The sequence below is a fragment of the Wolbachia endosymbiont (group B) of Rhopobota naevana genome (assembly GCF_947250615.1).
GTDB lineage: Bacteria > Pseudomonadota > Alphaproteobacteria > Rickettsiales > Anaplasmataceae > Wolbachia.
The window spans coordinates 288,563-311,177 of sequence record NZ_OX366333.1 but is presented as its reverse complement, the minus strand read 5'-3'; the positions used below and the strand labels follow the sequence as shown (position 1 = coordinate 311,177).

At 34.4% G+C, this 22,615-nt stretch carries 13 protein-coding genes and 3 pseudogenes; 6 read left to right on the top strand and 10 right to left on the bottom strand.

Annotated features, from left to right (window positions below; all coding sequences use genetic code 11):
- Nucleotides 1–2: 2 nt before the first annotated feature.
- The 5 genes from OOL01_RS01605 to OOL01_RS01585 form a co-directional block, all read right to left on the bottom strand.
- The gene (locus OOL01_RS01605; protein WP_264686957.1) at nt 3–2,312 is read right to left on the bottom strand and encodes a hypothetical protein; all 2,310 of its coding nucleotides are present in this window, start codon (nt 2,310–2,312) and stop codon (nt 3–5) included.
- A 182-nt stretch (nt 2,313–2,494) separates the two neighbouring features.
- Nucleotides 2,495–5,170 carry an ankyrin repeat domain-containing protein gene (locus OOL01_RS01600; protein WP_264686956.1) on the bottom strand — a complete coding sequence of 892 codons (2,676 nt, stop codon included), beginning with the start codon at nt 5,168–5,170 and terminating at the stop codon, nt 2,495–2,497.
- 1,119 nt (nt 5,171–6,289) lie between these two features.
- On the bottom strand, nt 6,290–9,814 hold the full coding sequence (locus tag OOL01_RS01595; protein ID WP_019236548.1) for a cytoplasmic incompatibility factor CifB: 3,525 nt from the start codon (nt 9,812–9,814) through the stop codon (nt 6,290–6,292).
- 53 nt (nt 9,815–9,867) lie between these two features.
- Nucleotides 9,868–11,343 carry a hypothetical protein gene (locus tag OOL01_RS01590; RefSeq protein ID WP_019236549.1) on the bottom strand — a complete coding sequence of 492 codons (1,476 nt, stop codon included), beginning with the start codon at nt 11,341–11,343 and terminating at the stop codon, nt 9,868–9,870.
- Nucleotides 11,344–11,458: 115 nt separating this feature from the next.
- Nucleotides 11,459–12,379, bottom strand: coding sequence for an Rpn family recombination-promoting nuclease/putative transposase (locus OOL01_RS01585; RefSeq protein WP_264686955.1), 921 nt, complete (start codon nt 12,377–12,379; stop codon nt 11,459–11,461).
- A gap of 362 nt (nt 12,380–12,741) precedes the next feature.
- On the opposite strand from OOL01_RS01585, the pseudogene wmk (OOL01_RS01580) reads away from it, so the two are divergent.
- The 6 genes and pseudogenes from wmk (OOL01_RS01580) to OOL01_RS01550 all read left to right on the top strand — a co-directional run bounded on the left by wmk (OOL01_RS01580) (nt 12,742) and on the right by OOL01_RS01550 (nt 19,058).
- Nucleotides 12,742–13,629 (top strand): annotated as a pseudogene (wmk, locus tag OOL01_RS01580) (WO male-killing family protein Wmk).
- Between the two features lie 169 nt (nt 13,630–13,798).
- Nucleotides 13,799–14,455, top strand: a pseudogene (locus OOL01_RS01575) (JAB domain-containing protein).
- A 101-nt stretch (nt 14,456–14,556) separates the two neighbouring features.
- The gene (locus tag OOL01_RS01565; protein ID WP_264686954.1) at nt 14,557–15,747 is read left to right on the top strand and encodes a hypothetical protein; all 1,191 of its coding nucleotides are present in this window, start codon (nt 14,557–14,559) and stop codon (nt 15,745–15,747) included.
- A 103-nt stretch (nt 15,748–15,850) separates the two neighbouring features.
- Complete coding sequence (wmk, locus tag OOL01_RS01560; RefSeq protein WP_264686953.1) at nt 15,851–16,765, top strand: WO male-killing family protein Wmk; 915 nt, start codon at nt 15,851–15,853, stop codon at nt 16,763–16,765.
- Between the two features lie 25 nt (nt 16,766–16,790).
- A complete protein-coding gene (gene wmk / locus OOL01_RS01555) occupies nt 16,791–17,702 on the top strand; it encodes a WO male-killing family protein Wmk (RefSeq protein ID WP_264686952.1) in 912 nt (303 codons plus the stop codon).
- A 456-nt stretch (nt 17,703–18,158) separates the two neighbouring features.
- The gene (locus tag OOL01_RS01550) at nt 18,159–19,058 is read left to right on the top strand and encodes a DMT family transporter (RefSeq protein WP_264686951.1); all 900 of its coding nucleotides are present in this window, start codon (nt 18,159–18,161) and stop codon (nt 19,056–19,058) included.
- Between the two features lie 120 nt (nt 19,059–19,178).
- On the opposite strand, the pseudogene OOL01_RS01545 reads toward OOL01_RS01550, so the two are convergent.
- The 5 genes and pseudogenes from OOL01_RS01545 to OOL01_RS01525 all read right to left on the bottom strand — a co-directional run.
- Nucleotides 19,179–19,271 (bottom strand): annotated as a pseudogene (locus OOL01_RS01545) (phage tail assembly protein); the annotation flags it as partial.
- 121 nt (nt 19,272–19,392) lie between these two features.
- Nucleotides 19,393–20,292, bottom strand: a complete 900-nt coding sequence (locus tag OOL01_RS01540; RefSeq protein ID WP_264686950.1) for an Rpn family recombination-promoting nuclease/putative transposase — start codon at nt 20,290–20,292, stop codon at nt 19,393–19,395.
- Nucleotides 20,293–20,379: 87 nt separating this feature from the next.
- Entirely contained in the window at nt 20,380–20,886 is a 507-nt protein-coding gene (locus OOL01_RS01535) for a phage major tail tube protein (protein ID WP_264686606.1), read from the bottom strand.
- 28 nt (nt 20,887–20,914) lie between these two features.
- Nucleotides 20,915–22,099: a phage tail sheath subtilisin-like domain-containing protein gene (locus tag OOL01_RS01530; protein ID WP_264686605.1), complete on the bottom strand. Its 1,185-nt coding sequence runs from the start codon at nt 22,097–22,099 to the stop codon at nt 20,915–20,917.
- Nucleotides 22,092–22,592, bottom strand: coding sequence for a hypothetical protein (locus OOL01_RS01525; protein ID WP_264687241.1), 501 nt, complete (start codon nt 22,590–22,592; stop codon nt 22,092–22,094). Before OOL01_RS01525 ends, OOL01_RS01530 begins: the two co-directional genes overlap by 8 nt.
- Between the last annotated feature and the right edge of the window lie 23 nt (nt 22,593–22,615).

The window sequence follows — 22,615 nt, the reverse complement described above, 5'->3', positions numbered from 1 at the left end:
AGTTATCTTCCTAACCCTGCACTTGCACCTTGACTTAAATTGACATTACTCAGTACAGTACTTTGATTTAAGATACTTCTTTCAATTATTTCATCACTTACCTTTCCTTCTTTGACTATTTGATCGCTATTAATTCTTATTTCCTCCATAACTGCACTCAAGACCTGGTGTGGATCGGATGCATTATTCATAACATGCTGTACAACTTTCTCTATAATATCTTCCTCATTATCTTCTACTATATCACGCAACTCATTATCAAATTTTAGTTTCCTAATTGAATCTCTAATCAATTTCATCAGTTTGTTTTTTAGGTCAAGCTTGTTTGCTCTTTGAGACTCTTGTTCAGCCCTTTGAGATTCTTGTTCAGCCCTTTGAGATTCTTGTTCAGCCCTTTGGGATTCTTGATCTAAAAGTTTATCCCTTTTCTCGTCTCTTTCTTCCTGACTTTTTTTTACTCCTGCATGAGTTGCTCCTAACCAGTTGATTAGACAGTTGCTCGGTAGAAATTCAATGTCTATATTACGAAACTCAGTTGTAAAACGCTGTCTTTGATATTCTTCGTATTCTTCTGATATAATCTCTGTAGCATACATAGCAACACGTAAAAACCTTGTTGTTCTATCTTCACGCACATTATCCTGATGTGTTCGAAATATATCCTGAAAATGATACCAAAGTCTTTGCCACCTGCCAGCTGGATCTTCTCTTCCCCTTGCTACTCTATAGTCCTTAAATAACGAATACAGAACACTATATACTTCTGCTGTATCTTTATTAGATTCTTTCTTTATCTTACCTTCTATTTCTCTTGCATAATCAATTAACACCCTATCATCACCTGTTGCCATGGCCAAGTAACTTGTTTCTAATGCTTCATACAGCAGCTTATACGTTTGCATATGTTGTTCCTTAGAATGTGGCTCAAGTTTTTTTGCCCAAATCTTTTCATTCAAGAAATCTGATACTGAGTAATACAGACTATTAAACAAACCAGTTTCACGATTTGCCTTGCCGCTTTTCCTTTTTTCTTGTAATTCTTGTTCTACCTTTTTTAACTTGGCTAGTACGGTTTTTATAACCGGTGAACCACTAGATTCCAAGATGCGTACATTCTGACTCACGGGATTAGCAAACTCTCCATCCTCACCAAAAATATTGGACATAAGCTTAGCTTCAACACTTTTATCAAAATCAAACAATACTTTATATGCCCTTTTTGCAATTGTAAAGATTGACTGTAAAGCTATTTCTTTTAACTCTATAGTGTCAAAAGTGTTGATTAATGATTCTGAATGTGCTCCATTGACAGCTAGTACTCTCACTATATCTAAATATTTTTCTTTCTTTTCCGCATTAGATTCATTTTTAAGCTCTTGTGCAGCATAATCAATGCATTCACCGAAACCATAATCTAAAGACGACTCTCTCAAAGATTTTTTCGCTTCATCTATACTTTCCTTTGATTCTGTGTACCTGTTCAGTGGATTTGTTTTATTGCTAGCGTATTTATCAGAGGTAAAATAATGGTCAAGTAATTTATCATACTCAAATTTAACAAAATCTTTGTCTAAGAATTTATTATCCTGCATCTTCTTGATAATTCCTTCTTTAACTGTATCAATTTTAAAAGAAAGAGATTTTTCCCTATTTTCTAATTCTACTATCTTCTGGCGTAAGGAATTTGTCAAACCACTTACAGTACTATTAGTGTGAATTTCCCGTTTAAATTCGTTAATTGTTTCATTTATCATTGACCTACACTCTTGAGAAAAATCGGCATTAACAGCTGCTGCAATGCTATCGGAAACGGTACAATCTTCGTTTCTGTCACGATAGCTTTGCAAGCTACTGCCCGCAAATTGTTTTATCGTAGACTCTACTAACGTGACACTTTCTAATTGTACTTCTCCATCTTCATCACGCTTTATCTGTAACAGTCTATCACTTTCATAAAACTCCTCTGCTTTTCTATAGTATTCTCTTTTTTTACTCTCTTGAATGTTATTCAACTCTTCAACGTCAACACTCTTCTTTTCACTAAGGCACTTTAACTGTTCATTAGCAATACTAAGTGGAAGATCACATTTGGCCATCTTAGAAAGGGAGAGCATATCATAGTTAAACATTGCACGAACGAGCCAATACTGCCAGAGCATACAATATTTTGCTCCCAGTAAAAGTTGTACCAACTTCGGATCACAATAATCAATTGCTGTTCCTATTGCTGCAATTCTTTCCGCTGAATTTAAGCGCTTTGCCTTTCCATTTTGGTTAAGAAGTTTTATTTCCTCTTGGTCATTTGCTTGCATTTTAGTCTCAACTTATACTAAACGGGTAATAATAACAAGAATCATATAAATAAGCAACCCTACAATTATCATAATACGCCAATTATGGGTGGCTTTTGCATTTTATAGCACTCTAAAGTCAGGTACAAGAATCGAAGATATGAGATCCTTCCTTCTTTGAACACCAAGCACGTGCTCAAAATTCATATGCTATACCTAGCACTGCTTGCCACTTCTTTGTAACCTTTGCCAGAAGACAAGCTATCATTAACCTTATGAACACTGTTAATCTCAAGTGACTTTGGTTGCTTATCACAATAATACAAAATTGCAGCAGCAACCAAACAACAAGTTCCAACTGCTATTCCCACAGTTAGCATTTCAAAGTGAACTGCAATAGCTATTCCTAAAACAACTCCGGTTACTGCCAATACAGAAGCAGTCACTACAGGCAACTTACTTCTTGCATTTTGTTGAATAGGATTGTTTGTATCTGTATAACTAGGTTGTTCGCTATTACCTTGAACATTACTTGCCGATTTAGGGTCTTTACCAGGTGCTAAATGCTTCTGTGTTGGTTGAGTAGATTGTTCAGCAACATCTCTATTGTTTAAATCATGAGACTGCTCGCCGTTGGTATCAACTGTTTGTGTTACATCTTCAGTAGATTGAGTAGCATCTTGACCTAGCACAACCTCATCACGCTCGATTGATAGACTTCTCATTTTATTACTTTTAGCTAGATCTGATGCAGTTATGTCGTACTTATCTCGTGGATTTAAATTAGCCAATTCTTTAGGCAAATCTAAAAGAGCACATCCAGTGACTGGTTTTTCATTTGATAGCATTTTTGCTATATCGAAATGGCCATTTTTAACAGCCAAATCTAAAGGAGTATACCCAATAACTGTTTTCTTGCTAACCTCAGCACCACTGATTAATAGAGTCGCTACTATACCCAAATGGCCATTTTCAGCAGCAAAATGTAAAGGAGTACGCCCATAGTATGTTTCCTTGTTAACATCATAACCTTTTTCTAATAGATCTACTACTTTCTCCACATTGCCAGATCCAGCAGCAAAGTGCAAAGAAGTAAATCCACTATTTCCTTTCTCATTGTTAGCACCATTGTCTAATAGAGTTTCTACCAAATTGAAATGGCCATTTTTAACAGCCAAACTTAGAGGAGTATGCCCAGTTAATGTTTTCTCACTAACGTTAGCCCCTTTGTCTAATAGAACTTCTACTATATCCAAACAGCCAAATGCAGCAGCAAAATGTAAAGGAGTAAATCTATTATCTCCTTTCTCATTAATGTTAGCACCTTTTTTTAATAGAACTTCTACTATATCGAAATGGCCATTTTTAACAGCCAAATGTAAAGGAGTAAATCTATTATTTCCTTTCTCACTAACACTAGCCCCTTTGTCTAATAGAACTTCTACTATATCCAAACGGCCAAATGCAGCAGCCAAATGTAAGGAAGTATACCCGCTGGCTGTTTTCTCATCAATGTTAGCCCTTTTGTCTAATAGAGTTTTTAACACATCCAAACGGCCAAATGCAGCAGCCAAATGTAAGGAAGTATACCCGCTGGCTGTTTTCTCATCAATGTTAGCCCTTTTGTCTAATAGAGTTTCTAACACATGCAAATAGCCATTTTCAGCAGCCAAATGTAAGGGAGTATACCCGTTGGCTGTTTTCTCATCAATGTTAGCCCTTTTGTCTAATAGAGTTTTTAACACATCCAAACGGCCATTTTCAGCAGCAAAATGTAAAGGAGTACATCGATTATTTCCTTTCTCACTAACGCTAGCCCCTTTGTCTAATAGAACTTCTACTATATCCAAACGGCCAAATGCAGCAGCCAAATGTAAGGGAGTATACCCGCTGGCTGTTTTCTCATCAATGTTAGCCCTTTTGTCTAATAGAGTTTTTAACACATCCAAACAGCCATTTTCAGCAGCAAAATGTAAAGGAGTATACCCGTTGGCTGTTTTCTTGTTAACCTCAGCACCACTGCTTAATAGAGCTTGTATTATATCCAAATGGCCATTTTCAGCAGCCAAATGTAAAGGAGCAGACCCATCTTCTGTTTCCTTGTTAACCTTAGCACCACTGCTTAATAGAGCTTGTACCATATCCAAATGGCCATTTTCAGCAGCCGAAAGTAAAGGAGTATACCCAGTGACTATTTTCCCATCAATGTTAGCACCATTGTCTAATAGAGTTTTTAACACATGGAAATGGCCATTTTCAGCAGCCAAATGTAAAGGAGTACACCCAGTGACTGTTTTCTTGTTAACCTTATCACCACTGCTTAATAGAGCTTGTATTATATCCAAACGACCATTTTTAACAGCCAAATGTAAAGGAGCATACCCTGTGACTGTTTTCTCATCAATGTTAGCCCTTTTGTCTAATAGAGTTTCTAACACATGCAAATGGCCATTTTCAGCAGCAAAATGTAAAGGAGTATACCCGTTGGCTGTTTTCTTGTTAACCTCAGCACCACTGCTTAATAGAGCTTGTATTATATCCAAATGGCCATTTTCAGCAGCCAAATGTAAAGGAGCAGACCCATCTTCTGTTTCCTTGTTAACCTTAGCACCACTGCTTAATAGAGCTTGTACCATATCCAAATGGCCATTTTCAGCAGCCAAATTCAGCAACGTAACTTCTATACTAATTGAACTATGGCTTTTGGTTAAGGTAAATAGGTAATCTACATCAAAGCCTTTTGATTCCCACTTTTTATATAAATCATCATCTTCCTGCTTTAACCCCTCCTTTATTTGTTTAAGTACGTCACCCTTACTTGAGCTAACGAGCTTTAATTTATTTAATGTTTCGTTCCGCCATTCTAATTTAAAAGCCATAATTTCCTAACGTTTACAGACAATATGTCTTATATACTACATATAGTAATGAGAAGTAAAGATTTATTTACTTCTCATTACTATAAATTATCAGCAACTACTTTAGTTGACTGTAGCTTAAGAAACATACCTTATCTTCAGCACCATAAAATTTTCGATTATTTACTTCTCCTAAAATCACAAAAAACTACGTATATTTGTGAGAACGCGTTGTGCAAAAACAAGGTTGTAAAAATAAAAATAAAAAATTTTACAACAAATCTAGTCAAATCAGTTCGTATGTAAATGTGGATGAAGTAGGCTAAAATAGCTGATTTTAGCGTATAGTAAAATTACCATATAAAAAAGTTTGCACAGAACAAGTTGTAGTCCAATCCATACCAAAAAAACTTGTTCTCACCGCACTTGGTTTTGAGCGCTGAAAATGGTTGATTTACTTGAGATATTAATAATATAGTTTACTGAATTAATAGTAATTCATTTGAGAATAAAAAGAAAAATTTATGATAATTTTACATTTCAAATCGATATTGTTCTTTTTATAAAAAATATTCCTATACTGCGCAAGGTCAAGTTTTAACCACATCAATTTTTCTTTCAAATTAAATCTTATCTTTTACAATGGGTCTTACGTTTAAATTATTTGATACCCAAAATTAAGGAAGCCATTTTAAACGGCACACAACCTCAGCATCTAAAACTAGCTGATTTGAAGGAAATATCACTCTCATGAGAGGAGCAAATGAAGGTGCTTTACGGACAAGAGTCTTAATAATAGTCTTCTATATTATTGTTAATAAACACCACCATAAAATATCTTACTATTACCCACAAATAAAAACATAGTATTGTATTTACTCAAATAATTTAATTTTATTAACCTGAAAGCTTATTGGATTAAAATTATTAAACTAAGAGTTATAATTTTAGCAACTAAAAGCTGTAAATTGCACCATATAAACAGTTATTTCAAGCAAAAGTTATGCCATTAAGAGCTACGCAACAAACATTTATATTTGTGGGTAATAGTAAGATAAAATATGCAGAAACAACCTAGAAGACCGATTACAACCAATGCGTAAATATAGAGTAAAGAAAACTTCATCCACCTATTAACTTCTACCTACTACCTCTACTATTGCTATGGTTATAAACTCTACTCACTCCATCAATTTTATCTAATGCAGACTGCGGGTTACCAAAATCAATTGATATCACTCTTTCTCCGCCTAATTGTAATGCTCCTCCACCTCCACGCTGTGGGTATTGGAGTCCTAAAAATTGTAATAGTAATGGATCAATTTCATGTTGAATTCCTGGATGATCTTGAATCAGTCTACCCCTAGGAGAAGATAGAGGATCATTTTGGAATAATTGTGAAATATTTCTTCTCCGATTTTTAAAGTATTGTTCATTTCTTTGAGATTGTCTAGTGTCATTTCCAATGCCTACACTAAGAAGACCACGTATATAACCTATAATACCCTCACCTTTCTCTCCAAAGTTATTATTTCCCTGTAAAGCTTGATCAATAGCTTGGTTAATATCCCTAGCATTTTCGTATACCCATATGCCACAATTATGGCCATCTGTTTGCTGATGAACGGAAACATTATGGACATTATCATCGTTAATATCACATTCTCTTAAAGCTCCTCGAATATTATTGTCAATACCACTATCTGGACCAAGTGAATCAGCATAATACCCATAATAATTTCCATTTTGGTGTACAATAACTAATGTAACCCAATGACGATTACCTACATTAATAATAGCAATTAATCTATCTTTTTCACCCGAATCTACTTTTTGTTTAAAGTTAGCTATGTGACTACTTAATAAGCCCCTACCTGTTGGATCATTTTGATTTCCATCGACTCCTACTGAAGTTATTGTAAAATCATGACGATTATTAGTTGGATTAGATCGATCATCATAGAAAGTATATTGTTGTGCAGCGAAAAACATGTCATGAGTTTGTAGCCAATAACGATAATTTTGATTATCTGTTGCAAAGTCTAGTGCAAGTAGATCATGCACATCTTCTATCTCACGAGCGTTGTTTCTACGAAGGATAGCATTTATTTGTTGTAATATTCCTTGTGCTGTAGGAGTACCACCTCCCCTTATTCTTGACTTTAATGTTTCTATTACCTGTGCTCTAGTACCTTGCAAGTAACTAAACGGAACATGTAGATTGTCGCCTATATCAAGCAAAAAAATCGAATTTTGTCCTGGTGCTTTTTCTTCGTAAAAACGCCTAAAGTTTTCACGAGTCTGATCTGATAATAGACCTTCTGGTGGATTCTCATCAATAACACTTTCAGGTCCCACTAATCCTCCTGGTCTTGAACCGCGAACATGACGATCAAGCTTGTGTACATACTCTTCTCTTCCTATCCCTTCTGGGAAAAGTATAAGATTACCTGCTTCGCGTGCATCTCTATTAAACACAATAGGAAACAAAACCACCTCATTTCCAGAAGTAATAGGTATAAATCCTCTGTGTTGTTTCTTAAGTCTTCCGATTTCTTGTCTCGCATCATTTTGCTGTTGTCCTACTTCTTCTGCATTATTAGCAAGTCTTAACACATATCCAATTGGGTGAGTATCTAGGTCATTCTCTCTAGGTTGTCTTAATAATAAAAGATCTAATCTCTGTTCTGTAATTCTTGTGAGTATTACCCTTTCTCCTTCTTCTTCCTGCCCCCTTTTTAAACTATATGTTTGACCAACTTTATACATAGCAAGCACTTTATAAGGATTATCACTAGCATAAAATGTACCATGTAGTATAGAACGGAACTTATCCTCACTATTAACATTTATTGTATCCACAAGCGGCATCAATGCTCCAGAGATCTCTTGAAATAATCCTCTATGCTGAGCTATATTTTTCCAGCCATCATTCACAACTTGATTTAAAGTATTATGTACATTTTCAGTATTGGGCACTTGTACAAGATCACCAGCAAGAAAATTATTTGCATTATTATTTTGGTAATCGTGATATAAACCAAGGTCATTTGGTAGATCAATATCTAGTTCAAGTTGATTATTAAGTGTGCATGAAACTTCCCACACATGAACATCATTTCCATTAACATTAAGAGTCTGTAAATTGATGGCTCCTTGTTGTTGCGCATCGTGAGCTCTAATATGAAGTATAACTATATCAGAACCTTCAGCATGAAAGACCATAGTTAAACATCTTAAACCCTCATCACCATGTCTAAATATGTACTTTGTTATAGGTGCTTCGTCTTCCTCTTCTAGTTCTAAAGGGTGCCTATCAAAAGCACTACTTCCAAAAGCAAAGCCAGTTATGCAATCAAATATTCTATTATAATTCTCTGCATTTCTTGGTATTTCAGCAGGAAGATGGTGAAGCAAGAAATCTCTAACATTTTCTCTAATGCCTTCATTCTCCAAACACTCAAATAATCTTTGTACTAAAGGAAATCTATCCTGTTGAAGTTCTACTGTATCAACACTAAAAGGATCTAGATCTAAATTAAAATTTAATCCAACACAGACAGTATTTCTTGATTCAGTATGGATAGGTATAAATGAAGAAGTGTGTAACCTTCCAGCGTAGCCTATGGCACAGTTTAATGTAACATCTGACGGTGTGTCAAATATAGCAAGATTAATAACAATAGGAATATTTTCTCTTTCTGCTTGATGACGTACAAGAAATGCAACATGTGTGTTTCTAGGAGATAAATCAAGATCGATGCCTATTGTGTAGCGATGACTAAAATTTGCTAAGAAACCTAATAAAAACCCGTGACCCTCAAATCTTTGATTGCGATTTTCAATATTATTTTCCAGTACTTGTCTGTAATTATTATAGATGTCAGTTATGTATGGCAAAATTTCTCTGCGTATTCTATCTCTTACATCTTGTCTTCTATCACTCGCTAGCATTTCCATAAAATTATCAATTCCTTGTTGACCCTGTGCTACTTGCGCAAAATTGACCAACCTACCAAGTTGTCTACGCTGATTTTGATTGAGTTGTCTTCCTTCTATTTCCTTAATTGTTAGTCTGTGATCTCCTAAGAGCCGTCTAATAAGATTGATTTCAGATGCTGAATATTTGGCAAATTTATCCCTACCTTGACGATCTTTTTCACGAATTACCTCGAATACCGTTGCAATTGCCTCTCCCTGACTCTTGCCCTTTCCGTGCATGCATACTTTGTATTGCTCAAAATTTAGGTCTTCTTCCCTTAAATTTGGATTTTGCCGTCTAATCTCTTGTACTAGAGCATTTCTCTCCCTTGTACTGAACCTCAACCCATCACTATTAGGACGATCAGAAATACTGTAGCATCTGACAACTTGCTGTCCGTCACGATAAACAGCAACTTTTAGGTTTGCCGTATTTCGATTTTCACCATTACGTGGATTAACACCATGGTTATCAAAACGAAAATAGACTCTCTCATTTGCATTTAAGATATTAGCATCATGTGCAGTAGAAAACATACTAAAAAAGAATACAGGAAGGAAACGACCTGCACTTACATGATACAAGAAAGATGGACATTGATCTAAAAAAGATTCAAATCCTTGTCTGAATCCTTCAAGATCTCCATCCACCAAACTCCTAATAAGTCCATCACCATTACTCATACAAAATACCCCTTATTTACTACGACCAGAAACACCAAGAGTTCATAAGTGGATTACTTATTACCACTAAGCGTAAAGACGCTTTTTTTCTTATAAGAAGAAACACCACTTACACTAGGAGTTCCAAGCTCAGACTGCGGACTATCATCAACTGGCAAAGTTGTTTTCTTACTACCATGAGCTTTAGATCGTGATCGCAAATTACTGCAAGGACCATCACCTACAGGACCAGGTGGTAAAATTGTTTTCTCTAACTCAGAGAATAATTCTTCTGCAAACAGACCGTAATCTACATTTACTCTTTTACCTTCCCTACCGCATAATCTAAGGTCTCTTATTATTAGTTTTTTAAAGAGCTCAAACTTTTCAGGAAAGCAATCTTTGGCAAATGACATCATATCTAATATTTCTTTTTTCTCTATTTCTTTTTCTTCATCAGTCTTATAAATGTCTTCTCGTCTCCAATTGACTATTAACTCTGCAAATACACCACTTGTAGGAACTGTATAATTAGAAGTATTAACAGCAGCTTTTCTGTATTGATACAAGCTACCACATTCCCAAAATTCCATAATAAGAGATCTAGCTTGAACATTTGATTCAGGATTTTTCAACATCACATCTGAAAGAGAGGAAAGAAAAAGCTCATAGTCTCGCTGTGAGAATATTTTGTCCGAACAGTCTCCTCTTGCTGAAACTTCTTTATAACACCAGCACTGTACCAAATCATGAACCGTATCAAAAAAACATGACTCTATTAATTCAGCAAAAAGGGAATATACTCCTTTATCTTTCTGTGATAATTTCTGTAAAAGAGTATCTTTATCGACTATCTTATTTACACAAAAATCTAAAATAGGGGCGTCTTTCTCAACAGATTGAACGCGAGAAAGAGCAAGAATAGCTTCTGTGAGCTTCTTTTCCTTATCTTCTTCTTTTAAATGATTATAAAAATACTCTACCCCTTCACTCCACTTAAGTTTTACAGCACTGTCAAAACCTTCTACTGCATCATACTTCTTTAATTCCCCAGATTCTCTATCGATCCAGAAATCAAATACAGGACCTTTCCTCTTTATGCTATCTAGTAACGAGTTTCGTACGTATTTGCCAAATTCAGTTTCAGTTTTACCATCAAATGCACCAGGAGGAAACTTGTTCCTATAAGATTCAAATCTTTTTTGAAAGAGAGGATGAATTTTATCCACTACACAGTAACTACAAGCCATCTCATATTTGCGAAGTGGATTATCTATTCCACCTATTTTTTCTTCAGTAAACCTTTGACCTAAAGCAGCATTATCCAACCTTACACCTGACCAGCAACCTTCATCTTGAAATACATTGTGCAAAAACTTCAACTTATCACCCTTAAAGTATTTTATGTGCTCCATAAAGTTATCTTGAAGGACTCCCACCCATCTCTTGATAGCTGACTTCCTCCCGGCAACAACTGCTGGATCTGGATGTTTAATAGCTTCCTGTAATTTTTTGGACATCGTAGCCCGAAGCTCTTTCTGTGTTGGCATTATCCCCCCTATTAAGTATTAACAGTGTCATGTAAAAAAGGCATTATACAGAAATTAGAATGGATTGCAATATTAAAATTACCAGAATAGAGGGTTTAATAAAAAAACGTTATGGCTAAAACTTCTTTTCTTGAATTTTCTCAATATAATCAACAGAAAGACCAGTAGTTTGAGTTATAATGTCAATAGAAACTCCTGCTTTAAGTAGATTCTTTGCAACCTCAATTTTCTCTGCTTTTCTGCCTTTTTCATGGCCGATTTGGATGCCTTCTTGTCTACCTTCTTGTCTACCTTTTTGAGTGGCATCATCGAGTTTTTGAGCGAGGACAGCCTGTTCATCACGAATACGCTTTATCTCTTGTTCATAGGCTATAAATTCTTTTTCTGACCAGTTGAACCTATTTAATTCTTCATACGCTCTTTTAATTATTAGATCACTTCCTATTATTCTCTCTAGCTCTTCTTCACTAGTTTCATCTGCATATCTAAAGAAGTAGACCCATTTTTCAACTATACTTGAAAGCTGATCTTCTTTTGTTTTTGGAAATTTAGGCAACTCAATAAATATAAAGTAAAAATCTTTTAGATCACGTTCATTAGTATCTTCATCGCGAATAGTATGCTTTGATTTGTACTCAGACTTATCAGGAAATAAAATACAATCTGCTATAGCAATAAAGATAATTTCCTTAAGGTCCTGGTATTGATCACCTTTATCGGCTTGTCTTGAATAGGCTTTAGCAGCATAGTATTGGGCACGTTTCTCGAAGCCTTTGGTTTTAGCGACCTGCATTTCAATAATCCATTGCACCCCCGTGGAATCTCTACAGAGGACATCAACAATACTTTGCTTTTTAGAGGCAATATCAGGGTCTTGAATAGTACTTAAAAACTCTATATCCTGTATTGCATTTTTGCCAGTAAAACCCAGAATATCATTGAGGAAGTGAATGAGAATATCTTTATTCTTTTCAGTACCAAAGATACGGCGAAAGGCGACATCATTTTTGGGATCAAGAAACTTCGAAAGAGCCATGAGAAAGTAAGATAAAAAGCATTAATTATTATACACAATTGTGAAGAAATATACAACGTTTTTATACTAAAGCCTATTAAAGTTAGCTAAATTTCAAGAGTTGGGAAAAATTACCTTCATAGATAACCCTAGTATGCACCTTAGACGCCCTTTTGTAGATCTTTTTATCAACTCTTCTATAAGTATATTAAAATGCCAACAAATGGATTCATGATTTAGCAGCCTCCAAAGATACCTATTTAAAGTGAGAACTTCTTAGCTTGTCACATTATAGGCATTTAATATACTAGTTCTCAACAAAGGTAACATATGCTAGCAAAATTTCTATCTGAAACTTTTAAAACGGCAGGTTATGAAAAAGAATGACCGTTAGCTATACTAATTCTTTAGATCACGAAGTAGGAAAGAAGGTAAGAAGTTTTAGGTTAGCAGAGGGTTATACTCAAAAAGATTTAGCGGGAAAAATCGGTGTAACGTATCAAATAGTACTACAATATGAAAAAGGAACACGTAAAATTTCGATTGAAAAGTTGTACTCTATAGCAAAGGTGTTATCAATTAATATTACGGATCTTATTCCTGTATCAAATGAGAAAATCTGCTTTAAAAATGAAGAACTAAATTTAATAAGAGAATATAAAAGGATTGGTGGTCAAGAGTTACGTAGAATGTTTTTTTTACTGACCAAATTTATTCAAGTTAGTGAGAAAAGTAGTAAAAAAGCAGAGAAAATAAAGATTGCAAAAGGTTTGGTTAAAGCAGGAGTTTCTGTTGATATTGCTGCAAAAACAATTGGTCTCTCTGCTGATGAATGCGTTGAAGAAAAAGGAGGTTCTATTTACTGCCAAATAGGAAAGAAGATAAAAGAATGGACGGGAATATACTCAGAAGGATTTAGCAGAGAAAATGACTACAACACGTGATGAAGTAAGTAACTATGAGCAAGGAAGGGTTGCTATTCCACTTGATAAATTATATGGAATAGCAGAAACACTATCAATTAGTATTACAGATCTGCTAATAGAAGAAGATGAGATAGTAGAAAATGAATTACCGAATTTAATTGAAGAATACAAAAAGATTGAAAGCCAAGTAATGCACTAATAAAATCTCTGTTTGAAAGCATGCGAATTTGGGAAGAGAAGGTGAAAAGAGCAGAAAAGATAAAGGATTTAGTGAAAGGAGGAATTTCTATTGATATTATTTTGCAAGCGGTAGGCATCTCTTTAGACGAAATTCAACAAATTTAAGTAAAAAAATCAGCATCTATTAATATCTTAATTTCTTGATGAAAAAATAAGCAAAAAAGATTTAAAAATTGATTTGACTTCACTCGAAAGCTATGGCTCTATGCCAATGCTGATAAAAAACAGCAGTAAATATCTAAAAAAAGTTTGTTGTTAGTGAAAGGTAAATTATATGAATAAAGGTAAAGAAGAAATCGAATTCAGAATATTAGAAAGCAAAGGCAAAGCACTACTTGATCGTGAAATAATGGAAACATTTCTAAGTGCAGTACATGAAAGGCCACAAGCTCAAGAAATTGCTAAAAATCTGGTGAATAGCTATACAGGAGTAGAAAGGATTTTAGGTCGAGAAATGGATGACCTGAAAGTTATAGAAGGAGTAACTGATTCTGCAGTAGCAATGATTATGTGTGTTAAGGAAACGCTAGAAAGGGTACTGAGAGAAAAGCTCAAGGGAGAACCAATCATGGACTTACAAGGGCTAGTAGAATACTTGAACGTAAGTATAGGTCATGCAGAGAGGGAATGTGTAAAAATACTGTACTTGAATAAAAGGTGCCAATTAATCGGAGAAGAATCCTATATTGGTGAAATGGAAAAAGCACCAGTATAAATAAAGGAAATTACAAGAAAAGCATTAATAAAAAATGCAACATCAATAATAATGTCACATAACCATCCTGGAGGAAGCTTAGAACCTTCAGAAGAAGATCAAGCAGTAACAAAGAGCTTGGCAGCAGCATGTAGTACTGTAAGCGTAAAATTGTTTGACCATATTATCATCACAAGTGGAGGCTATTTCAGCTTTCGAGAAAACGGATTGTTATAGCAGAAAATATTTGCAAATCTACTCACTATAATTTATAATGAGTAATGAGATGTATAAAGTTTATTGTACGCTTAAAAAGTATTTTTAATAGTGAGGATAATATGGGTAATAAAATAATTGTACCTTTTGATGATAAGAAAGGAGGTACTTATCAATTAAACGTTGATCTTGATAAATTATCAGAAGGTGAGATGTTAAATGCTATTATAGGAATTGGTCGTGTTAACCAGCAGTCCACCTTTGTAAGCAAAACCAATAAGGCTAAAAAACCTGGAGAAGTGCCCTTCCCTAATAGAGACGTTCAAATCAACTACGGAAAGGGACTTGATTATATATATGGCACAAAACCTATAAGTGATCAAGAAGATAAAAATCCATTTACCTCTGCCTTGCAAAAAATAAAGCCAAGTAGAGGTGAAAGTGAAAAGTTGAGCTGGTTTAAGAGTACTGTGGTAAGAGCAAAAAGTCCAAATGAACTGCACAAGGCTGTAGACGAAGCACTAGCTGCTGGAGCAAGGCTAAATGCATGTAATGATGGGGAATGGAGTTTTGCAGCATATGTAGTATTAGGTACACATTTTCACAGATTAGAAAAAAGTGATCGAAAAAAGCTAATACGTAAATTAATGCTAAGCGGTGCAGAGTTTCATGATACTCTACTGCAGAATAAACTGATAGGTGAAATCTATAACGAGCTACAACCAGAAGTTCAACCACAGATAGATAAGCAACTAGAAGAGCTAGAGGAAGCTGGCGAAAATGCTGTGCAAGAAGGAGAATTAATAGATGTTGAGATAGATAATACAACATCGTATATAGAATTTTCTGGGAATAGTAAGGTAGAGGTAGCCAAAATACTGGAAGCAAACAGAAAGTTAGGAAGTAATATCTTAAAAATTGGTAATGATGCAGTTGAAGTTAAAAGTGAGAAGGGAGGTATAAGAAACTATACCGATATTTCAGATGGCAGCTCTATCATGTTAGAATTTCCTACAAGCATTGGTAAGCTAAATATTATATTGTACCACGATGTAAAAAAATATGATCAAGTACAAGTCAGAGTAGAAAACAAGGAAATGTGGGCTGAATTACAACAAAGAGGAAAAGAAATAGGAAAAAATTGTCTTTTTGCTGGAGTAAAACTTAAAGAAGCAGTAGAGAGAGGTAATTTCACTAGATGTGGCTTATGGAGTGAAAAGTATGCTATAAAAGAAGTTAGCAATGATGAAGTGTTGTCTTCATGGGTAAATAGGATATGTAGAGGTAGTAAAGAAACCTTTAGGGGACTTTAACCAAGCCTTCTTTCTTCATTTTACGGATTAACTTCAAGGTTCAAGAAATTTTCTTTTACTGAAGCCTCAACAAAATTGAGCTATAATAGAAAATATTATATGTATGGTTCTTTGCGTGGAAAAAATTCTAGACTATGAAGTAGGGGAAAAAGTGAAAAGTTGGAGGTTAGAGAGGGGGTATACTCAGAAAGATTTAGCTGAGAAAATTGGTGTAAAATACTGGGTAATACTGCAATATGAGAAAGGGAACCGTAGAATTTCAATTGAAAGGTTGTATGCTATAGCTGAGGCACTATCAATCAGTATTACGGATCTTATTCCTGTATCAAAAAGCTGTCTTGAAGATGAGGGAGAAGAAATATTAGATCTAGTAAGAGAATATAAAAAGATTAATGATCAGGAGTTACGTAGAATGTTTTGTTTGCTAACCAAATTTGTCCAAGTCAGTGAGAAAAGTAGTAGGAAAGCAGAGAAAGTAAAAATTGCAAAGGGTTTGGTTAAAGAAGGAATTTCTGTTGGTATCGTTGCAAAAACAATAGGTCTCTCTGCTGATGAATGTGTTGAAGAAAAAGTTGGTTCTATCTACTGCCAAATAGGAAAGAAGATAAAAGAATGGAGGCTAGTGAGAGAGTATACTCAAAAAGATTTAGCAGAAAAAATGAGTACAACACGTGACGAAATAAGCAACTATGAGCAAGGAAGGACTGCTGTTCCACTTGATAAATTATATGAAATGGCAGAAGCATTATCGATTAATATTACAGATCTACTAATAGAAAAAGATGAAGGTAGTAAAGTGGAAAATGAGCTGCTTGATTTGATTAAAGAATACAAAGAAATTGAGAGCCAAGAACTACGTAATGCACTAATAAAATCTTTGTTTGAGGGGATACGGATTTGTGAGGAGAAAGTGAGAGAGGCAGAAAGGATCAAAGTTGCAAAGAATTTAGTAAAAAGGGGAATTTCTATTGATATTATTTTGCAAATAGTCGGCTTATCTGCTGATCAAATTGCATGAAAATTTATTTCTAAATAAGGTATATATGTTTGTTTCTGTAAGAGATATTAGTTCTATAAGCTATGAAATAGGACAAAAAATAGAAAATAGCAGGTTAATGCGAGGGCATACTCAAATAGAATTAGCAAGTAAAATAGGTTTAACATATCAAGAGGTGGACAGCTATGAGAGTGGATATAGCGCTATTCCAATTGAAGTATTATATACGATAGCAAAAGAACTATCGGTTAGTGCTATAGATCTGCTACCTGAACTAGTAGTAGTAAGAGAGTATGAAGATGAAGACGAAGAAATACTCTATCTAACGAAAATATACGAGAATCAAAAGTTAGGCAAAATAGTACCTTCATTAGTCAGGTTTGTTCATATTAGCGAGAAAATCAATCAAGAGGAGGCAAGATTAGAAGTAGCAAAAAATCTAGTTAAAGAAGGAGTTTCAGTTGACATAATTTCCCAAGCAACCGGCTTATCTATTTACGAGTATGATAATACAGAGAAAGAAGTCTGCACTGATTCTATATACTACAGAGTAGGGCAAAGAATAAGAGAATGGAGATTGATAAAAAGGTATACTCAGAAAGATTTAGCAAACAAAGTTGGTTTAACACTCAAGGAAATACACGACTATGAAAGAGGGTATACTGCTATAACATTTGATAAATTATATGAAATATCAGATGCATTATCAGTGAATATTAAAGTTCTGCTACCTAAAACAAGAGAAAGCAAAAAGCTATTGAGTTTAATGGATGAGTACGGAGAACAAGAATCATTAGTCAAATCTCTATCTGAAAATATGAAAAGTGGCAAGGAAAAAGTTAAAAAAACAGAAAGGATCAAGGTTGCAAAAAATCTAGTGAAGGCGGGTGTTTCTACTGATGTTATTTTGCGAGCAAGTGGCCTAACTGTTGATGAGTTAGGTGAGTGTGAAAATTGAATTGTGTTTAAGATATAAGTAAAAGTAGTCAATATATTAACCATTCTAAATCCTTGTTTAGCTGACTCAACTGAAGCATTTTCATAAAGTTTTGCTGCTAATTCGTGTTGTTTGATAAACTTCAAATTTAATGCTTTTAAAATTGATGCTGAAAACACATATTGCTAATGCTAGCAGAGGAGCTAGTTGGTAAAATCGCCACAGCCGTCAGTACTCCCGATTACTTTTCCTGATAATGTGATAGTATTCGCAAGTATTATCATATATTACAAAAAAATCAGTTAGCATTTCTGTTTATTAAAATTATGCAATAAAGCTGCATTTTATATAACACTTCTCAAATTATTTCTACTAAATATTTATGAATATGGTTAAACAGTAGATAGAAGAAACCTTTTCTATTATTGATCTTTTGTACAGTAAAGTTATCTCATAAAATATTAAATTGGGAGTTTTATGGATCACAGACTAAGAGCTTATTTGCTTGGAGTTACCTGGTTTATACTCAGTTTACTTAGTAGTGTAGTTAATGATACTATATCAAAGTGTCTCGGTTTACACCTTCAAAGTTTTGAGATAATCTTTTTCCGTTTTTTATTTAGCACTATTACTCTTATACCTTTTATATTTTACTATGGAATAGGAGTTTGTAAAACAAGTCGAATATCTATTCAAATAACTAGAGGTGCATTGTTGTTTTGTGGAATGACCTTATGGACCTATGGGTTGACTATTTGCCCAATAGTAACTGCAACAATTATAGGTTTCTCAATACCATTATTTGTTATGCTTCTTGCAATTCCTTTTCTGGAAGAAAATATAATTTGGCAAAGATGGGTAGTAGCTGTCATTGGTTTTATTGGTATTGCTATTACTACTAAAGCTTATAGTGAGGATTTTAATCCTAAAATTCTTATTTTTATTGTATCCGCATTAATCTTCGCTATACTAGATGTACTTAATAAGAAGCTTGTAATGAAGGAGACAATAATAAGTATATTATTTTACTCAGCTCTAACAACAACAATTTTTTCCACTCCATCTTTGTTATTTTATTGGCATATGCCTTCCTTGTCAGAATTAATATTACTGCTGATTTTAGGAATAAGTTCAAACCTAATTCTGTTCTTCATGTTAAAAGCTTTTGCTCTTACTGATGCTACTGCACTTGCACCGTATAGATACATAGAGCTAATAATTTCTGCAATAGTAACATACGTTATATTTAATGAATTACCTGATAAAAGTGCTTTATATGGTACTTTGATATTAATACCATCAACCTTATTTATAGCTTATTCGGAAGGTAAGGCAATTAAGAAAAATAGTGTAATACTTTTGGGTAGTAACAAATAAAGATATAAGCAGGGAACTCTTGTCTTGCTAACAGATTTTATATCTAAGATAATCTTCAAAGTTATTCCCTTCTCCACCTAATGCTTAAGCTTAAAACACCAGATGCTTTTTTCAAGATACAAGATAATCTCTAACTTTTGGACGTCTAACGGTAAGTTCTGAGACAGAAATTCCATCAACTGTTATTGGGTTATTAAGTGTTATAGCTTGCATACTTCTCCTGAAAAAGTTAATTAAATAAAAGTCCATATCGGCTTTTACATAACTAATTTTTTTTATTACAGTTTTTGTGTTTGATTGAAGAGGCAACCTAATATAAAAGTTGTAGTAGGGGTTATTTCCTTTCCACTTGGATTAATTCTTGAACTTCATCGACAGAAAGACCTGTACATTTGACAATAGTGTTAACATCAACATTATTAGTCAGCATCGCTTTTGCAACTTCAATCTTTCCTTCAATCTTTCCTTTCTCTTCACCAATTTTGATTCCTTCCTCTTTAGCATCATCAAGTTTTTGAGCAAGGACAGCCTTTTCATCAAGAATACGCTTTATCTCTCCTTCATATGCTAAAAACTCCTTTTCTGACCAGTTAAACCTATTTAGCTCTTCATACGCTTTTTTGATTATTACGTCACTTCCTGTTATCCTTTCCAATTCTTCTTCACTTGTTTCATCAGCGTACTTAAAAAAATACACCCACTTCTCAACTATATTTGAAAGCTGATCTTCTTTAGTTTTGGAAAATTTAGGCAATTCAATAAATACAAAATAAAAATCTTTTAGATCATGTTCATTAGTATCTTCATCGCGAATAGTGTGCTTTGATTTATACTCGGACTTATCAGGAAATAAAATACAATCTGCTATAGCAATAAAGATAATTTCCTTAAGGTTATGGTATTGATCACCTTTATCTGCTTGTCTTGAATAGGCTTTAGCAGCGTAATATTGGGCACGTTTTTCAAAGCCTTTGGTTTTAGCAACCTGCATCTCAATTATCCATTGTACTCCTGTAGAATCTCTACATAGCACATCAACAATACTTTGCTTTTTAGATGCGATATCAGGGTCTTGAATAGTACTTAAAAACTCTATATCCTGTATTGCATTTTTGCCAGTAAAGCTCAAGATATCATTGAGGAAGTGAATGAGAATGTCTTTATTCTTTTCAGTACCAAAGATACGGCGAAATGCTATATCATTTTTAGGGTCAAGAAATTTAGATAAAGCCATAGCAAAAATGTCTAAAAAACATTAACAATTATACAGTATTATCAGTAATTTTTCAATAAAGAAGTGAAAAGGCATCTGTCTATTCCATTAAATCCCTAGAATCGTTTGTAGCAAGGCCATCTGATCAACACCATTTATCTTTCTAATCATATTTTCAGCATCGATTTCTATTAATTCATTACCACCTATCGTAAGTTTATAATAATGGGCAGCTACAGTGCATTTGAGAGTGGCTTTTTCAGCAGGTTTCCAGCTACCAAAATCAAATTCTTTGAATATGCCTCTGAGATTGATTACTACAGCTTCAATATCATTACTACCACTCCCTTGCATTCCACCTCTGAGTGTCAAAGCTACTGAATTTCCATTTATCAACCCAAATAGCCGAAAGAGCTCTGTATCGTATTCAGAAAAAGTAAAGTCTGCTTCTAACTTTTCCATACCCATGTCAATATTTATTGGAATATCCATACCACCAGCTCTATATTCTTCAGTTTTTATGGTAAGCTTTGGCAGCGTAATTTCATCTATTTTTCCTGCATAACCCCGACCATCTACGAACACATTAAAATTCTTTAAAATCTTTGGTAGCATCTTTCTTCCCTTTTTCCCTTAATAAAATTTACGATATTTCACTATTCACCAGCCGTGAACGAAAAGTAATCTGTTCTGCCGGATATGGTGGTGTAAACTCAAAGTCAAAATACACTTTCCCGCTTGCAATGTTTGCCGGTGTATTGAGCTCTGGTGTTGCATAACATTTTCCGCTGATAATAGCTCCTTGAGCTTTTAAATTGGCCAAATAAGAATTCACCCCCTCAATCACATCATCTATGTAAGTTTTGGTGATATTGCGATCAACTGCCCATAAATGAGCTCGAAGTAGACTATCATTGATTAAATCTGCAGTTCGCCTCACTGATAGAAAAGCCCATTTTGAGTCATTTGAACATGTTCTATTTCCCCAAAGCCTATAGCCATTTTGATGAATTATCGTTGTTACTTCATTTTCATTCAAGTGGTTTGCTCTACAATTTGTATTACCGAGCGTAAAATCAATAGGCCTGCTTGTTCCAACAATACCATTTATCTCTTTATTTGAAGGTGAGTGCCAGAAGCCTTGCTCGCTGTCTATCTTAGCTATTAAACCAGCTACAAATGGACTCGATGGCAAGATTTCTTCTTTTCCTTCAATAAATACCTTAATCCATGGGTCAACCACATAAACTCTTGAGCTGCCTACACTTTTTCTCCATTTTATTGCTTCTTCATCATTAGTATTTGGTCCATCTGCAACAATAATTGCTCTTAATTTTTCTGCTATGGAAATTAAAGCACTCACTACTGGATTTACTCCATCTATTTCAGGTAACTGATGAGTAAACTGAGGTGCAATGAGTATTCTTGGCGCAATATGAACTATGCTTTCACTACTGAGGAATGCCTCTATCCCTTGATACTCTCCAGTCTCTTTATCAACACCGCCAATTATATTTTTCAGCGTCTCTTCTTCTTTTAATTTTGGATCGCTGTTTTCACTTTCTTTAACTCGAATAACTACTACTGTTGCACCAATCTGGGAAAATATTCCATTTACTGCAGAAGGTAAACTTCCACTCTTTCCAAGCTTTGCTGCTTCCTTTAAACTTCCTGCTATCAGTACTGGTTTATTCAGTGGAAATTTTTGCTCATCAGCTTCGAATGCAGTACCAATTACACCTATCACTGATGATTTAGCTGTACGTACTGATCTTGTCCCTGAGGTAACCTCTATAACATTTACGCCATGTAAAAATTCTTCAGCCATTTCTTTGTATCTTTTGTTTAAAATCGTTTAGTAAGTTCTCTACACTTTTGGCTTCTGCAATTTTCTTCTTGGTAATGTCTTCCAACTCTTCACATTTAATTATTTCTTTTACTGCTTTTTTTGCTTTTTCTTCAATTATTCTTGCCATTTCAATAACTGTAATACCACGGACTCTTGCTAATGGTTCTATAATTTCTGTATCCTTTTTACTTATAGACTCTGGTGCTGCTAGAATGCTTTTTGCGGCTTTTTCTTGTATTTGATACGATTTAGCTTTTTGGTGAGAATTTCCAGCGTATTCGTTAGTATAGTTATTAAAATAAAAACGAAGTGCAGAAAGCTTCGCATTTTCCAATAATTCCAGCTCAATATCTTCCTTATTCCTTTCAACAATTTTCTCTCCTTCTGTTAAACAATAACTTTTTTGCCAGTCAAAATTCTTTGGTGCTTCATACCAATCATTTCCAGTTGGCTTGTTTTCAAGTGTTGTTATTTCAACTTATTTGTAAGCGTATT

Coding starts and splice junctions, on each gene's coding strand:
- OOL01_RS01605 (WP_264686957.1), bottom strand. CDS start 2,312: ATGCAAGCAAATGACCAAGAGGAAATAAAACTTCTTAACCAAAATGGA.
- OOL01_RS01600 (WP_264686956.1), bottom strand. CDS start 5,170: ATGGCTTTTAAATTAGAATGGCGGAACGAAACATTAAATAAATTAAAG.
- OOL01_RS01595 (WP_019236548.1), bottom strand. CDS start 9,814: ATGAGTAATGGTGATGGACTTATTAGGAGTTTGGTGGATGGAGATCTT.
- OOL01_RS01590 (WP_019236549.1), bottom strand. CDS start 11,343: ATGCCAACACAGAAAGAGCTTCGGGCTACGATGTCCAAAAAATTACAG.
- OOL01_RS01585 (WP_264686955.1), bottom strand. CDS start 12,379: ATGGCTCTTTCGAAGTTTCTTGATCCCAAAAATGATGTCGCCTTTCGC.
- OOL01_RS01565 (WP_264686954.1), top strand. CDS start 14,557: ATGGGTAATAAAATAATTGTACCTTTTGATGATAAGAAAGGAGGTACT.
- wmk (WP_264686953.1), top strand. CDS start 15,851: ATGGTTCTTTGCGTGGAAAAAATTCTAGACTATGAAGTAGGGGAAAAA.
- wmk (WP_264686952.1), top strand. CDS start 16,791: ATGTTTGTTTCTGTAAGAGATATTAGTTCTATAAGCTATGAAATAGGA.
- OOL01_RS01550 (WP_264686951.1), top strand. CDS start 18,159: ATGGATCACAGACTAAGAGCTTATTTGCTTGGAGTTACCTGGTTTATA.
- OOL01_RS01540 (WP_264686950.1), bottom strand. CDS start 20,292: ATGGCTTTATCTAAATTTCTTGACCCTAAAAATGATATAGCATTTCGC.
- OOL01_RS01535 (WP_264686606.1), bottom strand. CDS start 20,886: ATGCTACCAAAGATTTTAAAGAATTTTAATGTGTTCGTAGATGGTCGG.
- OOL01_RS01530 (WP_264686605.1), bottom strand. CDS start 22,099: ATGGCTGAAGAATTTTTACATGGCGTAAATGTTATAGAGGTTACCTCA.